The organism is Mucilaginibacter sp. SJ (assembly GCF_028993635.1).
Lineage (GTDB): Bacteria > Bacteroidota > Bacteroidia > Sphingobacteriales > Sphingobacteriaceae > Mucilaginibacter.
The window spans coordinates 2,179,659-2,194,610 of the sequence record NZ_CP118631.1; the positions used below are offsets into that span (position 1 = coordinate 2,179,659).

Here is a 14,952-nt window from a genome sequence, read left to right on the forward strand (position 1 = left end):
ACACTCTACTGCTGTGTTATTATTTATTTCTGCCGATAGTTTATTCGTAGTGCAAAAGCCACGAGAATAGCTATATATCGATAGCATTAATAATCTACAGGCAGGCACATCCTCTACCCCAACCTACAAACATTCAAAAATTATCTATGCCTTATATTACCCTTGAAAGCCATTTGCCGGGCATTACCGGCCTATTGGAGTATGCCAAAGAACCGGCACAACCTATCCGTAACCTTACACAGTTTTTATTGCGCGGGCCGTCAACCTTGTCTGAAGCCGATCGTGAATTGATTGCCACTGTGGTATCGTACAACAACCAATGCACCTTTTGTACTACCGCGCACACTGCGGCCGCAGACTTACTGGCCGGTGAAGCCGAAACAGCACAAAAAGTAAAAGAAAACATTGAAACCGCCCCGGTTACCGAGAAAATGAAAGCTCTGCTTACCATTGCCAAACTAACCGCTCAAAACGGCCGGAATGTAACTACCGAAGCCATTGACCGCGCCAAGGCTGCCGGAGCTACCGACATTGAGATCCATGATACCGTGCTCATAGCTGCCCTGTTTTGCTATTACAACCGCTATGTTGACGGATTGGCCACTGCCTTACCTACTGATGCCGGCTATTACAACGTGCTGGCCGAGCGATTAGTTAACCATGGCTATACCCGTTTGCCACAAGGCTATGATCATTTAAAAAAATAACCCTAATCCTCATTTAAAGTAAAACCCAATCACAATGAAAAAACTTTTATTCGTCTTATTACTGTTCACCTCCATAAACGCGTTTGCCCAGGAAATTAAGATAACGGGTAATATTACTGATATCGCTACAGGCAAGCCTGTTTCGGGTGCCAGTATCTCTGTTAAAGGAAAACTCACCGGCACCACTACCGACTCCAAAGGTAACTATACGTTAAACGCCAATAAATTAAAGCTGCCCTTCACTATCGTTATATCGGCGGTAGGCTTTGAAGTACAGGAAAGCCAGGTAACATCTGCCAATAATGACATCAGCATAAAGCTAACACAAAAGGCAATTGTGCTCAATGAGGTAGTATCGTCTGCTACGCGTATCTACCAAAGCATTTTACAATCGCCGGTGAGTATCGAAAAAATGAGCCTTAAAGCCATTAAGGATAACCCTTCATTTACTTTTTACGATGGGTTGCAAAGTGTAAAAGGTATTGAATCGGTTACCAGCAGTTTAACCTACAAACAGATCAACACACGCGGCTTTAATAGCACAGGTAACAGCCGTTTTTTGCAGTTGGTTGATGGTGTGGATAATCAAACACCCGGCTTAAACTTTTCGGTAGGTAACCTTTTTGGCGCTTCGGATATTGATATTGAAAGCGTGGAAGTTATCCCCGGCGCGGCTTCGGCCTTATACGGGCCGGTGGCTTTTAATGGCCTGCTTTCGCTTAAAACTAAAGATCCTTTCAAATACCAGGGCTTAACCGTGCAAGTAAAAAGCGGTCTTAACCATTTTGGAGAATCGGTAGTTAAGCCACAGGGCTTGTATGATTTTGCCGCCCGTTATGCCAAAGCCTTCAACGATAAATTCGCGTTTAAACTGAATGCATCATACTTAACCGGTCGCGACTGGTATGCTGATAATTACACCGACGTAAGCGCTTCAACCCCGGCTGCACAACGTGGCCCCAACAACCCCGGCCGCGACGCGCTTAACATTTACGGAGATGAGGTTACGAAAACCTTACCCGGCATTGGCCTGGTTTCAAGGACAGGTTATGAGGAAAAAGACCTGATGAACTATAACGTTTACAGCCTTAAACTTAACGGAGCATTACAGTACCGTTTCAGCAATAATCTGGAGGCAATCTACCAATACAACTACGGTCGCGGTACTGCAAGCTATACAGGTAGCAGCCGTTTCGACCTGAATAACTTTGTTTTGCAAACACACAGGATTGAGTTAAAAGGCAGCAACTTCTTCGTCCGCGGCTACTCGGTTGAAGAAAATTCGCACGACTCATACAATACCCGCTCCCTGGCCCAATTCATCAACCGTGACTGGGTAAAAGACCTGAACGGCAATACCGTAACTCCCGATAAAGCCGATGATACATGGTTTACACGCTATGCCGCAGCATTTAACGGTTCGGTAAGTGGCGTTACACCAAACAGCAATTCCGCCGCAAGGACTTTTGCCGACCACGGCCGTTTTTTACCGGGTACTGCTGAATTTAACAATGCTAAGAATGCATCAATTCATAATTATGGATTAAGTGGCGCAGGTGTTTTCAGTAACAGTAAATTTTACCATGCTGAAGGCCAGTATGATTTTACCAGCGCCATAAAAGTGTTTGAGCTTTTGGCAGGCGGCAGTTTCCGCGATTACAGGATGTTTACCAATGGCAGCTTGTTTGACGATAAAGACAAACGTGTAACCATCAAAGAATACGGTTCATTTGTACAAGCGGCTAAAAAATTGTTTGATGATAACCTGAAACTAACAGCCTCTATCCGTTACGATAAAAACGAAAACTTTAAAGGCAGCTTCACCCCTCGCTTTTCGGCAGTTTATACGGTTGATAAAACCTCAAACTTCAGGGCATCATACCAAACCGGTTTCAGGAACCCAACCCCGGTTGATCAGTTTATCCACCTTAACGTAGGCCCTATCACTATTTTGGGTGGTGCGCCTAATAACAGCAAGGGCTTAAACGTTTATGAAAACTCGTTCACCTCGTCATCGGTAAGCGCTTTTGGCGCTGCGTTTGGCAAGGCGGTACAAAGCGGTACGCCATTCCCACAGGCTATCGAACAAAACAAAGGGCTGCTCCAAAAAGCGAGCGTAGCCTACATTAAACCAGAGCAGCAAAAAGCATTTGAAGTGGGCTATAAAGGCTTGATGATGGATAAATTACTGATTGACGTAAACTACTATTACAGCAGCTACACCAACTTTATTCTGAATACTGTGGTTATTCAACCCAGCAATCCAATTCTTGGTTCTGATGGCCAGGTTACTACAGCCTCTGCAACCGATATCCCCAACGGTAAAGTTCACGCCTTCCAGTTGTATACCAATGCGCCTGATAAGGTATCGGCACAGGGAGCAAGCGCTGGTGCTACCTACCTGCTTGATGGCGGTTACGCTTTGGGTGGTAACACAACTTTATCAGTATTTAACCTTCGCAACGCTAATCCTAACAATATTGCGGCTTTCAATACACCAAAATGGAGCACCAATGCAACATTTGGCAACAGCAACGTAATCAATGATTTCGGTTTTAACGCGGCATGGCACTGGCAAACTGCTTACGACTGGTATGGAACATTTAACGGCACCCGTCCCGGTCGCGTAGATGCTTATTCAGTTGTTGATCTGCAGTTCAACAAAAAACTGCCAAAATTTAAATCAACCATTAAAGTTGGTGGCAGCAATATCTTCAACAACCGTATTTACCAATCATATGGTTCGCCTGCAATTGGCGCCATTTATTATGTATCAATCGTATTTGATGACCTTTTAAAATAGAACAACATGAGCACTTTAGCAATTGAAGAGCAGGTTGTAAAACCTCAAACAAACCTCAGCGCCGCCTATAGGGTGGTGCTGTTTGTGATCTGTTTTTTTAGTACTGCCCTGGGCGGTTCTGTTTCCACGCTGATGTCGGTTTACTTGCCTGTTGTGGTAAAGGATCTACAGGGTGCCGTTCCGGCCAATGAAATCAACGTCATCAGCGGGTATATCAATGCCATTTTTATATTCGGCTGGGCCTTTGGTGGTTTTACCTGGGGGGTAATCAGCGATAAAATGGGTCGGAAAAAAGCCCTGCTGCTCGCCATTGGCAGCTATGGCGTATTTACCATTTTAACCGGGTTAATGCCAACCTGGTGGGGCGTGCTGTGTTGCCGCTTTTTCAGCGGTTTTGGCGTAGGCGGCGTTTTGGTAACATCCATAACGCTGGTGAGCGAAGTCTGGCCTGCCAAAAGCAAAGCGGTGATCATAGGCATTCTTTCTATAGCTTTCCCGATAGGTATTTTCTCAGCAGGGCTAATCAACTTTATTGTATCGTCATGGCGGTCGGGCTTTTTAGTCGGGGCGATCCCTCTTGCATTGGCATTGATAGGCGCCCTGGTTTTGAATGAATCTGAAAACTGGCTCAACTACCGTAACGATATCGCCAACCGCGAAAATCCCTTGAACAAGCTCCTCTCTAAAAGCCATCGCCGCGAGCTTATTGTTGGCTCCTTAACCTTCGGTACAATGCTGATAGGTTTATGGGCCATATTTTCGTGGCTACCTACCTGGGTGCAAAGCCTGATTACCGACCATGATGCCGCAAAAGAACGCGGCCTGAGCATGATGTGTATGGGCATGGGTGGTTTAACCGGTGGTTTCTTTTCAGGATGGCTTGTTAATTTACTATCTATAAGGCGCTCCATGGTAATCTGTTTCGCGGTTTGCGCAGGTATGTCATTCATCCTGTTTAAAACTAATACTACATTCAGTGCGGCAGTTTATATCGAGATAATAATACTGGCTTTATTCTTTGGGGCGAGCCAGGGCGTACTATCAGCCTATATCCCCCAATTATTTTCAACCGGCATCAAAGCAACTGCAACAGGCTTTTGCTTCAACATCGGGCGTATTTTTACAGCTACAGCAGTATTATTTGTAGGCGTGCTGGTATCAACCCTGGGAGGTTATGGTAACTCGCTATTCGTCTTTTCACTGGTATTTATAATTGGCTTACTGGTAGTATTATTTGTACGGGAGAAAGCCGAAGGCGAGGAAAAAGCAAAAAGCTGAAGGCTTAAAGCCGAAAGCTTAGAAAATTAAAAAAATCACTAATTCAATAACTCACTAATTCACTAATTAAAATTATGGCACACATCAATGTACCCGAAGGCATTCCGGGCATCCGTTCGCTGGTAATGTTCAGGCCCGAAACCGGTCAGTATTTGTATGAACTGGCCGAAGTGTTATTACGCGGAGAATCAACCTTAAGTCCGGCCGACCGTGAGCTCATAGCCACCTATGTATCATACCGAAACAACTGCACATTTTGTTACAGCAGTCATGCCGCTGCAGCCCGTTGTTTATATGAGGATAACGCCCTCATTGTTGACGAAGTTTTACGCGATATGACCGAAGCGCCCATCAGCGCTAAACTAAAAGCCCTGCTAAATATTGCGGGCAAAGTACAAATCCTGGGTAAAGAAGTAAAACAGGAAGACGTTGACGCAGCCCGTGCAGAAGGCGCTACTGATCGCGAAATTCACGACGCGGTACTGATAGCTGCCGCTTTCAGCATGTTTAACCGCTATGTAGATGGGCTTGCAAGCCTTACCCCTACCGATCCCGAAGCTTACGCCGAAATGGGTAAACGTATGGCAAAGGGTTATGTATTACCACAACCTCAACATTAATTTAACCTGACCAGATATGGCACATATAGAATTAAATAACGATCTGCCCGGCATCCGCGGTTTAATGTTTTACAGTCCTGAGACTGAGGCGCCGTTAAATGCCCTCGCCGAGCAATTGCTCCGCGATGATAACAACTCCTTATCGCGCGGAGAACGGGAACTGATAGCAACCTATGTATCCTACCTCAACGATTGTTTCTTTTGCCAGAATGTGCACGGCGCAGTAGCCGGGCATTATCTCGGCTGCAATATCGACGAGATAGATGCCATCAAGGTTAATTTTTCGGCGACTGATCTTGCGCCGAAAATGAAAGCGCTGTTAGCCATCGCAAGCAGCGTACAAAAAGGAGGTAAACATGTAACTACGGAACAAATTGAAGCGGCCCGCGCGGAAGGGGCCGATGATAAGGAGATCCACGACACGGTATTGATCGCAGCTGCTTTTTGCATGTTTAACAGATACGTTGATGGACTGGGCACATGGGCGCCACAAGACAGGCAGATTTATATCGACCGGGCGCCGGAACGTGCAGAGGTTGGCTATATATCAAGCATTTTTAAGAAAGCTTAATACCTACTGCTTTATCACGCCCACAGCCCGGAGTTTTTAACTTCGGGCCGTTTTTTTTGTTATTAATCGCAGTTCTATCCTCTGACTTAGAATACATTATGAGGGTGTATCACAAATCAAAATCAGCCTCATTTTTTTACTTATTCAGTTAATAAGCGATATATAGCTTGGCTTGTATTTACTAACAAAGGGGGGTTAACAGGGTTAACAGAATTTAGGGTTAACACTTACATATATATTTAATAATCAGACAATTAATCGTTTTTTATACAAAAAAGTGTTAACCCCCTTTTGTATAAATATTAACGGGCAAATTTCAATTTATCGATAGCATAACACCAAGGGCGGTCAATTGGTTTATGATACAACCTCTTTTTTATTATAGCATATAATTTAAAATGGCCCCTCATAACCAGCCAATTGAAACAGCAATATTACTTTGTAAATTAATTTAAAAAGTTAATTTTAGTTATGCTTACCACCAATCATAAACCAGTTAAAACCCTGCTGCTCACAGCACTCATTGGTCTGCAAGGCTTGCAAAGCAATGCTCAAACCAAGCCCGGCACAACCGAAATAACAAAATGGCAATACGGTAAAACCGGGGCCGTTTCCCTTACTTATGATGACGGCTCTATGAACCAGTTCAGAAAAGCCCTGCCTGTTATGGAACGCCTTAAAATGCCGGCCACCTTTTTCATTATTACAGGTTCCATACCCGGATCCAAATATCATGGAAAATTTATTGGCCGCCCGGTAAAGGATATTATTAAAGAATCAGCAACGGTGCCAACTAACGACCAGAACTTTTTTGAGCGATGCTCTGCTGCCGGATATTTAGGTTATATGGGTACCATCGCTTCACATACACAAGCAGGGAGTTTATATGATAGCGGCAAAAAAGAAAAAGCTTTTAAGGTACTTGATGATATATATGCCAAAGCCCGCAACGGGGAATTGAAACGTGGGTACGAGCCAAACGACGAGTTTAAACAATCCATAGGTTCAACCTGGGATGATTTCAGAAAAGACGCAGCCAAAGGTTATGAATTTGCCAGTCATTCCATTACTCACCCCAGCATGCCGGGGCTTGATGAGCCAAATCTGCTTTGGGAACTGGAAAAGAGTAAGACCGATATACTGGCCCAACTTGGCCCTAAACATACCTTTTCGGCCGAGTGTCCGTATGGTTTTGAAAACGACCGGGTAATGAGCTATGCCCTGAAAACTTATCCGGCCTTGCGCAACCGCATGCCCGAACCCTGGCTAAAGGAAATTGATCGCGCCAGCAAACAAACACCCGGCTCTACAGATAAAGATTATATTCAATGGCAACGCGGCGCTACCACCAAAACACCGCTGCCAATGATGAAACTTTGGGTTGACACTACACTAAACCATAGCAACACCTGGCTGGTACTGGTATTCCATGGCATTGATGGTATGGGTTATGAGGCCCTGCCCAGTACTCTGCTCGATGAATATTTTCAATATATCAAAAGCAAAAACGATAAACTTTGGGTAGCCACCTTTGGCGATGTTACCCGTTATATGCGCGAGCGTGAACATGGCAAAGCCGATGCTTCAACTACAGGGAACACGATACGGGTAAAAGTAAGCCATAACCTTGATGGCAAAATGTATTATCTGCCATTAACGCTCAAAACCTATGTATCACCAGGCTGGACAAGCGCAACCGTGACCCAGGGCTCAAAAAGCAAAAAGATTAACACAGCTAAAGATCAGCACGGTACCTATGTACTCTATCAGGCTCAGCCAAATGAAGGCATAGTAACACTAAAGAAGGGATAATTATATTGGATAGTTTAATTGGTGCTGAAGTAGTTTTTGATAAAATAGCCTGCTTCAGCACCAATTAACAATTGCTTTTAGTTCAGCTGCAAAGTTTGCGGGCCGAACTCTTCAAAATGGATCAGTTGCTTATCGATGCCTTTTTTTACCAGTTCGCGGTAATGCAGTTCAATAAAGCCAGCCGGTCCGCAAATGTAATATTCAGTATTTGGCTCAAATATCTCATCGCTCAGTTGGTTCAGGTCAACCCAGCCTTCATATAAGTCATCAGAAGTTCCTTCTTCAACCTCATTATAAAAAATGTGCTTCTTAACTTCCTCGTTTTTACCTTCCCAGTGTTCAATAACTTCTTTAAAAGCATGCACATTTTTATCCCGGCAACCGTGAACCCATGTTTTTGGTCGTTTGCTGCCGCTTTTAATCAGGCTTTCCATCATGCTCATTAACGGCGTTTGACCAACGCCCCCACTTATAAAAACTATCGGATGATCGCCGTCGCCATTTAATACAAATCCCCCTGCCGGTGCCGATACTTCGATGATATCACCTTCATTAACAAAATTATGCAGGCGGTTGCTGATCATGCCATCGGCAAGCAATGCAGTTCCAGCTTCGCGTTTTACCGAAATACGATAATACTCGCCATTAGGCGCGCTTGAGATACTGTACTGACGGGGTTGCAACAGGTTAAGCTCCGGCAAAAACAAACGCACGCTTAAAAACTGACCGGGCGTAAAATCCGGTACCGCTCCACCGTTCGCGGGATAAAGGTAAAAGGAAATGATCTCTGCCGATTCTTTTACTTTCTGTTTTACCACAAATGGCCTCCAGCCTGTCCAGCCACCTTTTTTAGCCACTTGTTTACTGTAAAGGTTTTGTTCATGGCCAGTCATAATAGCGGCCAGCTGATTGTAAGCAACAGTCCATGCTTCGAGCAGTTCGGGTGTAGCTGCATCGCCTAATACTTCGCTGATTGAGGCAATCAGGTGACCGCCAACAATAGCATAATGCTCGGGTCTTATATCCAAACTTGTATGTTTTTGCCCAATGCCGTCAAGTACAGGCATCAACACGCCGGGGTTTTCAATATGCTCGGCATAAGCCAGTACAGCCATGGCCAGGGCCGTTTGTTGTTTGCTATTTTGCTGGTTGCCCATGTTAAACACATTTTTAAGCTCGGGGTTATGGGTAAACATCCGGTTGTAAAAATGAGTAGTTAACAACACTCCATGCTCTTTCAATACAGGCACTGTGGCCTTAATCAACTCTTTTTGTTCTTTTGTGATCGTCATTTTAACAATATATATTTATAATTAATTGTGCGGCTGTAGCAGAATTGCAACTACCAGCCTTTTTTCGTTAACTCCCGGAAGTATCGCGTGTTAGTATGTTCCGGATAACTACACGATAGTCCTACCCGCCCCACCTTTCATATTAGCCAGCTTACTCTGAAACATTACCGCCATCAGGCCTGCCCTGTTCTTGGCATCATCAGCCATGGGCCCGGCAAAATGTGCATCAACCGTTTGGGTAAACAGCTCCAGCCAGCGGTTAAAATGCTCGTCATTTATAGGCAAGGGTGCATGTTTGGCAAAGGGATTGCCCCTGAAACCAGCAACGCCAAACAATGCAGCATTCCAGAAAGCGTACATTTTATCAAGGTGCGGCTGCCAGTCGTTTTTTATAACTTCAGCAAAAACGGGCTCCAATAGCCCATCGAGGCGCACCCTGGTGTAAAATTCATCAACCAGTATTTTAATTGAGGTTAGATCTTCTATATCGTTCATTAGTTGTTTATTTTGTTGAAATACAAGCTATTTAATAGCAACCATCACAATTATTATTCCATTGAGCAGAAAAAAGCTTGCCAGTGTAACGCGGTCTAAGAATGGCGCTTAAAGGACTATCTACCGTGCTTCAACCGGTTATTTGTGACAAGTTGCAGAATCCAGACTTACGAAGCTTTTGAAACTTCGTAAGTCTTCCGCTTTTTCATATTACAAAGCCCATCGAATTTCTTTGGGGCATTAATTTGACTTTCATATAATATATTAATACCTTTTTATCCTTTAATTAACCATTTCAACATTCTCTTTTATTTAATTCATTAAACCTGGTGCTTTGACCGCTCCTTAAATCTTCCGGGCGGGCGGGGTTTATTTTTTCAGTACTACAATTCCGAGGTTCAGATCTTCATTGAACTGGCTTATGGTAACAGATTCAAGCATGTTTTGCAAGCGGTTCCTCACGTCTAAAAAATCATGATGCAACGGGCAGGGATTTTTTGACGAACATTCCTTTAACCCTAAACCACAATCCCTGAATATACCGCCGCCATCAACCGCTTCTATTACATCTGATAGCGGGCGGGCCAGGCTTTGCGCATCAAGGTAAAAACCGCCATTGGGTCCTTTTACCGATTGAATGATTCCTCTTCTACTTAAATCCTGAAGTATTTTAGCCAGGAAATGCTCAGGCGAATCAATGTTTACGGCTATTTCCTTTATGCCAACCCTACTGCCGTCGGCGGTGCGCTGGGCTATAAAAAATACCGCCCTTACCGCATACTCACATGTTTTTGAAAATATTCCCATTGCTTTATAAAGCAAAAGTAATTATTTCAACCAACAATAAAAGATATAAATATCTTTTATTGTTTCCTTTACTTAAGCCTGACAGTTTAAGCCATTAGTTTTATCGCTTCCTGACCGGTGGCGTTAAATTTATTTTGCTGGTTAAGCGGCAGGCTAAAAGAAAATATCGCGCCTCCGTCCTTTCCGTTTTCGGCCTTTACTGTACCGCCGTGTTTTTGGATAATGTTTTTCACAATGTATAAACCCAGGCCTTTGCTGTTTTTTTGCCTTACCGATTTTTGATTGCACTGATAAAACTTCTGGAACAGCGCCTGGCTGTTTTCCTCATTAATCCCTATCCCCTCGTCATGCACCGATACTTCAACATCATTTTCGTTACAGTCTATACTAATGTTAATGTGTGAGCATGGCGGCGAAAACCTGGCGGCGTTGGTTAAATAATTGATCAGCACCTGGATGATCTTGTATTTATCTCCCCTAACCAAAATGCTATCGGCAGTGGGATATTTACAAAAGCGGTGGCCGGGATAAAGGATCCTCATTTCACCAAGCACTGTATCAACCAGGTCGTTAATATCAAACAAGCTATAATTAAGCTGTGCTGATCTGTCCTCGCCGGTTGATGGTGATAAATATTCATCAATCAGTTTGGTCATCCCGTTAATATGCTGATCAACCATGTTCAATAACCTTACCGGTTGTTTATTAATGCTGAGCGCAAGGTGGTTAATTAAAAACTGGGTATTGAGCTTTATAATAGTTAAAGGTGCGCGCAGTTCATGATTTACAATAGCCAGGCTCAGGCATTCCTCGTTAACTTTCTGGGTAACATCTTCAATGGTACCAATCATTTGTTCGGCAGCGCCCCACCTGCGTGAGTACAAAACACCTGTAAGCCGAATCCATTTTTCGGTACCGGATGGGGTTACAATTTGCACCTGCTTTTCAAATTTGGTACCATTAAAGCAGGCAACCTTAAACTCATGGATAAGCCCGCTCAACTGCCCGGGTTTAACCAGCCCAAAAAGTGCTTCGATATTTTCATCATATCCCTTTGATAGCTCAAGCATCTTGCGCATCCGCGGGCAAAAAGACACCTTATTTAACCGGAGCTGGATTTTCCAATTGCCTATGTATGCTGCTCCTATGGTGTGTTCAGGCATTAACCCCGCCCGGCTTTCCATATTTCTGATTTCCCTGTTCATTTGGATGTTTTTCTTAAATTTTATTTTATTACTGATAGATTTAACCTAATCACATTATTAAATTTTGACCATAAGCTTAATGACATCCCTTTAATGTATGCCCTGTAATCACTCATCAATATGCCGTTCATGTCATGGTTCATTAACCGGATGGCATACACCAAACTGCAATCATTATTTGCTCCGGATGATTGGCAGTGATAGCTCTCCATGATCTCAAAATCATCGGGCGAGATCAACTCATTGTATTGTAAACACCTGATATATTCATTCTCAATTACAAAATCGAGATTAAAGCCCCGCTCCTGCAGATCAATAATGAGGTTTATCAATTGTTCATCATCGTAATGCATATTGTCATTCATTAAATAGGTGATGCCATCAATTCATTTTCAATAGTGTTTGTATTGGCCCTATAAAGCCATAAATGACCTTGCAAAGCCATGTAAAAAAGCAGGAGTAATGCCTGTATTGTAATAAGCGATACAGATACGCTTATTGTCAAATCGGTGACACTACCCAGTAGCAGTAAAAACATATCGGCCGATATAAAACCTATGCTTGTTTGCCTAAGCAAGGGTTTGTCCGGCATAAGCATAATAACCAGCAAAGCGAATTTCAATGAACATATGCTATAAAGCACGATTATGAAAAACCTGGCGGGCACCAGCCGTTCCATCAAACTTGTGTTAAGCTTAATAAATAAACCTGTTGCTATAAACATCAACACACTTGTAAAGAAGGCTACTGCCAAACAAACAAACTTTTTCATAGCGGAGGGCTTACACGTTTATCGCACAATTAATTAATGCTTAATTATTAACTGTTATTTAACAATGTAAAATTCGGGCCGGAGATACCCGAAATCAATGTACTAATTATGGTTTCAGTAGTACAAATTACATATGGCCCAAGACAAATGGGGCGTTAATACTATATAGGATAGTATTCATTTTCGATATTCCCGAAATTCTTTTCTGCACGGAAAACCAGGGTTATTGCCACGCCCTCGTTATTTTCCATTTTAAAATTCCCGCCAAGCTGTTTGCTCAGGGCCTTCATCATTTCCATACCTAATGACGACGCTTCTTTAATATCAAAACCCTGTGGCAGGCCGATACCGTTATCGGCAATGCTCAACATGATATTATTATCATCAAGTGTGCCAAGCGAGATATTTATATAGCCACGCCTGTGCGGAAAAGCATACTTAATAGCATTGGTAATAGCTTCATTGAGCATGAGGCCAACAGGTACGGCCTGGGCAACATCCATTTTAACACGTTCAATTTGCTGTTCAAACCTGATTCCCCGTTCATGAGCGTCGTAACAATCGGCAAGATAATTAACCAGTTCGTTGATGTAAACAGCAATATCAATAAAGGCTACGTTTGAGCTGCTGTATAATTTTTGATGAATGAGGGCTATAGCCTGTACACGGTTCTGGCTTTCACGGATGGCGGCAAGCGCCGCGTTATTTTTTAAAAATGCCGATTGGGTGTTAAGCAGGCTCATCACTATTTGCAGGTTATTTTTTACCCGGTGATGCACCTCCTTCAATAACCAGTCCTTTTCATCAAGCAGGCGGTTTTTATCCGCGGTTAAATGCTGCAGCATTTGATTTTGCTCGCTGATCTTCTTCTCTTTTAGCTGCAACCGTTTGTTGTTTAGTTGCTTTTGCCAATAACCAACATAAGCACCCCCCAAAACGATAAGCAAGGCCACAATGCCGACAATTATAAGATCCCATCTAATAAAAAATAAATTACTTTTTGCCCACAAAACGCCCTGGAGGATATGATCGTACCGCTTCGCCGGCGAGTTTGTGGATATCAAAAGCAAAAAGCCTGTTAGTGTCAGCTTGCAATAAAACCGGGATAAGCTTAAATTGATATTCACTTGGTATTATTTTTATTACCGGCCTAAACCAAAATCCTGTTCACATGCTTATACTCAAATAAACATGCCCTCAAATTCAACTTATAAAAATAATATGCTGCCTAAACCTCACCGATGTATTAAATATGGATTTTGATGTATGAATTATGTATTGTGTTTACCACCTTACAACAAAAGCAAATATTAATCTATATAATTAACAATCAAACATTAAGCATCAGACTCCCCAGTTTCAAGCTCTTTTATTTGTGAATGTAGGATGGCTGACGCAGGACCAAATATTGGCATCTCATTTCCTGGATAGCAAATGTTTTTTCAATAGCTATTAATTAGCTTAAACATATCGGCGCGCTGCTCCTTTTGCCGGCGATAGTACCTGGCTTAGGCGGTTAAGGATATATAAGGACGATATTTCGCTTTCCTATCAGGAATATAATGATATTTCGTTAAGAAGCAGCGTCGAAAAAATTACCAAGTAACTGACTATCAACAAAATAAAAACAACGGCACGAAATTGGAGTTGCGGTGGATGTATTATAAGCTTTAAACTAAGCAACCATGAAACAAGCCAACGATTTTACACCGCTACACTTTGACAAAGCATCCCGTTGCCTTCCTTTTAAGATCCATACCATTGAGTGGATCAAAGAAAACGGTATTGACCTTCCTAACGATTATTTTATGCTGATTTGGATAACAGCCGGCAACGGTTCCTACAGGCTTAATTTGCAAAAAGAAGCTGTTACCCCCAATCAATTATTATTGATCAAGCCCGGCCGGCTGCACAATCTTAAATTTAGCAGCAGCTTACAGGGGTTTGTCATCTCGTTCACCGATTCGTTTTTAGATATAGAAGATTACGGCAAGGAGCCTGTATACAGCCCCATTTATCAAATGTTTAACCAAACGCAGATCATCACCATAAACCGTGAACTGGCCAATGACATGAATGATATCAGCGAAATAATGCTGAAAGAATACAGCAGGCATAACCTTTACCGATCCGAGATATTGAAGCGTTATTTCAAGATCTTCCTAATTTATCTTTCACGCCAGCTGGATTCGGAGCAAGCGCCAAAGCAATCGCGAAATACTGCCATCCTGCAAAACTTCATGACTTTGCTTGATAAAAACTTCAGGGAGAATAAAATGGTTGCCGACTATGCCAGCAGGTTAGCGGTAACCCCCAATTACCTCAACGAGGTGGTAAAAAAGCTAACTGGCCAGCCGGCCGGTCATCACATCAGGCAAAGGGTTGCCGCCGAGGCAAAACGGCAGGCCATACATCCTGATAGCTGTATGAAAAAAATTGCATACGACCTGGGCTTTTGTGACCTGGCCCATTTCAGTAAATTTTTTAAAAACACTACCGGTATCAGCTTTTCTGATTTTAAGAAAAAGGGCACAATATTACTACCTGTTTTTTAACAGCATATCGTAAGCTTATTGTTTTTAAGTTTCAA

Annotated in this window: 14 protein-coding genes; 7 read left to right on the forward strand and 7 right to left on the reverse strand. The window is 42.9% G+C overall.

The window, feature by feature from the left end; translation table 11 throughout:
- Positions 1 to 146: 146 nt before the first annotated feature.
- From MusilaSJ_RS08770 to MusilaSJ_RS08795, 6 genes are all read left to right on the forward strand, one after another.
- On the forward strand, positions 147 to 707 hold the full coding sequence (locus tag MusilaSJ_RS08770; RefSeq protein ID WP_274989613.1) for a carboxymuconolactone decarboxylase family protein: 561 nt from the start codon (positions 147 to 149) through the stop codon (positions 705 to 707).
- A gap of 34 nt (positions 708 to 741) precedes the next feature.
- Positions 742 to 3,510 carry a TonB-dependent receptor gene (locus MusilaSJ_RS08775; protein ID WP_274989614.1) on the forward strand — a complete coding sequence of 923 codons (2,769 nt, stop codon included), beginning with the start codon at positions 742 to 744 and terminating at the stop codon, positions 3,508 to 3,510.
- 6 nt (positions 3,511 to 3,516) lie between these two features.
- Entirely contained in the window at positions 3,517 to 4,788 is a 1,272-nt protein-coding gene (locus MusilaSJ_RS08780; RefSeq protein WP_274989615.1) for an MFS transporter, read from the forward strand.
- A 74-nt stretch (positions 4,789 to 4,862) separates the two neighbouring features.
- Positions 4,863 to 5,408, forward strand: coding sequence for a carboxymuconolactone decarboxylase family protein (locus tag MusilaSJ_RS08785; protein WP_274989616.1), 546 nt, complete (start codon positions 4,863 to 4,865; stop codon positions 5,406 to 5,408).
- A gap of 16 nt (positions 5,409 to 5,424) precedes the next feature.
- Positions 5,425 to 5,979, forward strand: a complete 555-nt coding sequence (locus MusilaSJ_RS08790) for a carboxymuconolactone decarboxylase family protein (RefSeq protein ID WP_274989617.1) — start codon at positions 5,425 to 5,427, stop codon at positions 5,977 to 5,979.
- Between the two features lie 471 nt (positions 5,980 to 6,450).
- Positions 6,451 to 7,791, forward strand: coding sequence for a polysaccharide deacetylase family protein (locus MusilaSJ_RS08795; protein ID WP_274989618.1), 1,341 nt, complete (start codon positions 6,451 to 6,453; stop codon positions 7,789 to 7,791).
- A gap of 77 nt (positions 7,792 to 7,868) precedes the next feature.
- Here the strand turns inward: MusilaSJ_RS08795 and hmpA are convergent, their stop codons facing one another.
- The 7 genes from hmpA to MusilaSJ_RS08830 all read right to left on the reverse strand — a co-directional run bounded on the left by hmpA (position 7,869) and on the right by MusilaSJ_RS08830 (position 13,489).
- Positions 7,869 to 9,083 carry an NO-inducible flavohemoprotein gene (gene hmpA, locus MusilaSJ_RS08800; RefSeq protein WP_274989619.1) on the reverse strand — a complete coding sequence of 405 codons (1,215 nt, stop codon included), beginning with the start codon at positions 9,081 to 9,083 and terminating at the stop codon, positions 7,869 to 7,871.
- Positions 9,084 to 9,191: 108 nt separating this feature from the next.
- On the reverse strand, positions 9,192 to 9,578 hold the full coding sequence (locus MusilaSJ_RS08805; RefSeq protein ID WP_274989620.1) for a group III truncated hemoglobin: 387 nt from the start codon (positions 9,576 to 9,578) through the stop codon (positions 9,192 to 9,194).
- Between the two features lie 369 nt (positions 9,579 to 9,947).
- Complete coding sequence (locus MusilaSJ_RS08810; RefSeq protein ID WP_274989621.1) at positions 9,948 to 10,385, reverse strand: RrF2 family transcriptional regulator; 438 nt, start codon at positions 10,383 to 10,385, stop codon at positions 9,948 to 9,950.
- 86 nt (positions 10,386 to 10,471) lie between these two features.
- Complete coding sequence (locus MusilaSJ_RS08815) at positions 10,472 to 11,590, reverse strand: PAS domain-containing sensor histidine kinase (RefSeq protein ID WP_274989622.1); 1,119 nt, start codon at positions 11,588 to 11,590, stop codon at positions 10,472 to 10,474.
- A gap of 20 nt (positions 11,591 to 11,610) precedes the next feature.
- Positions 11,611 to 11,943 carry a hypothetical protein gene (locus MusilaSJ_RS08820; protein WP_274989623.1) on the reverse strand — a complete coding sequence of 111 codons (333 nt, stop codon included), beginning with the start codon at positions 11,941 to 11,943 and terminating at the stop codon, positions 11,611 to 11,613.
- An 11-nt stretch (positions 11,944 to 11,954) separates the two neighbouring features.
- Entirely contained in the window at positions 11,955 to 12,362 is a 408-nt protein-coding gene (locus MusilaSJ_RS08825; protein ID WP_274989624.1) for a hypothetical protein, read from the reverse strand.
- A gap of 161 nt (positions 12,363 to 12,523) precedes the next feature.
- A complete protein-coding gene (locus tag MusilaSJ_RS08830; RefSeq protein ID WP_274989625.1) occupies positions 12,524 to 13,489 on the reverse strand; it encodes a sensor histidine kinase in 966 nt (321 codons plus the stop codon).
- Positions 13,490 to 14,047: 558 nt separating this feature from the next.
- Between MusilaSJ_RS08830 and MusilaSJ_RS08835 the strand changes: the two genes are divergently transcribed.
- Positions 14,048 to 14,917 carry a helix-turn-helix domain-containing protein gene (locus MusilaSJ_RS08835; protein WP_274989626.1) on the forward strand — a complete coding sequence of 290 codons (870 nt, stop codon included), beginning with the start codon at positions 14,048 to 14,050 and terminating at the stop codon, positions 14,915 to 14,917.
- Positions 14,918 to 14,952 lie beyond the last annotated feature (35 nt).

What these genes read in the sequence shown, in the direction of transcription:
- MusilaSJ_RS08770 (WP_274989613.1), top strand. Translation starts at nt 147, where the DNA reads ATGCCTTATATTACCCTTGAAAGCCATTTGCCGGGCATTACCGGCCTA.
- MusilaSJ_RS08775 (WP_274989614.1), top strand. Translation starts at nt 742, where the DNA reads ATGAAAAAACTTTTATTCGTCTTATTACTGTTCACCTCCATAAACGCG.
- MusilaSJ_RS08780 (WP_274989615.1), top strand. Translation starts at nt 3,517, where the DNA reads ATGAGCACTTTAGCAATTGAAGAGCAGGTTGTAAAACCTCAAACAAAC.
- MusilaSJ_RS08785 (WP_274989616.1), top strand. Translation starts at nt 4,863, where the DNA reads ATGGCACACATCAATGTACCCGAAGGCATTCCGGGCATCCGTTCGCTG.
- MusilaSJ_RS08790 (WP_274989617.1), top strand. Translation starts at nt 5,425, where the DNA reads ATGGCACATATAGAATTAAATAACGATCTGCCCGGCATCCGCGGTTTA.
- MusilaSJ_RS08795 (WP_274989618.1), top strand. Translation starts at nt 6,451, where the DNA reads ATGCTTACCACCAATCATAAACCAGTTAAAACCCTGCTGCTCACAGCA.
- hmpA (WP_274989619.1), bottom strand. Translation starts at nt 9,083, where the DNA reads ATGACGATCACAAAAGAACAAAAAGAGTTGATTAAGGCCACAGTGCCT.
- MusilaSJ_RS08805 (WP_274989620.1), bottom strand. Translation starts at nt 9,578, where the DNA reads ATGAACGATATAGAAGATCTAACCTCAATTAAAATACTGGTTGATGAA.
- MusilaSJ_RS08810 (WP_274989621.1), bottom strand. Translation starts at nt 10,385, where the DNA reads ATGGGAATATTTTCAAAAACATGTGAGTATGCGGTAAGGGCGGTATTT.
- MusilaSJ_RS08815 (WP_274989622.1), bottom strand. Translation starts at nt 11,590, where the DNA reads ATGAACAGGGAAATCAGAAATATGGAAAGCCGGGCGGGGTTAATGCCT.
- MusilaSJ_RS08820 (WP_274989623.1), bottom strand. Translation starts at nt 11,943, where the DNA reads ATGCATTACGATGATGAACAATTGATAAACCTCATTATTGATCTGCAG.
- MusilaSJ_RS08825 (WP_274989624.1), bottom strand. Translation starts at nt 12,362, where the DNA reads ATGAAAAAGTTTGTTTGTTTGGCAGTAGCCTTCTTTACAAGTGTGTTG.
- MusilaSJ_RS08835 (WP_274989626.1), top strand. Translation starts at nt 14,048, where the DNA reads ATGAAACAAGCCAACGATTTTACACCGCTACACTTTGACAAAGCATCC.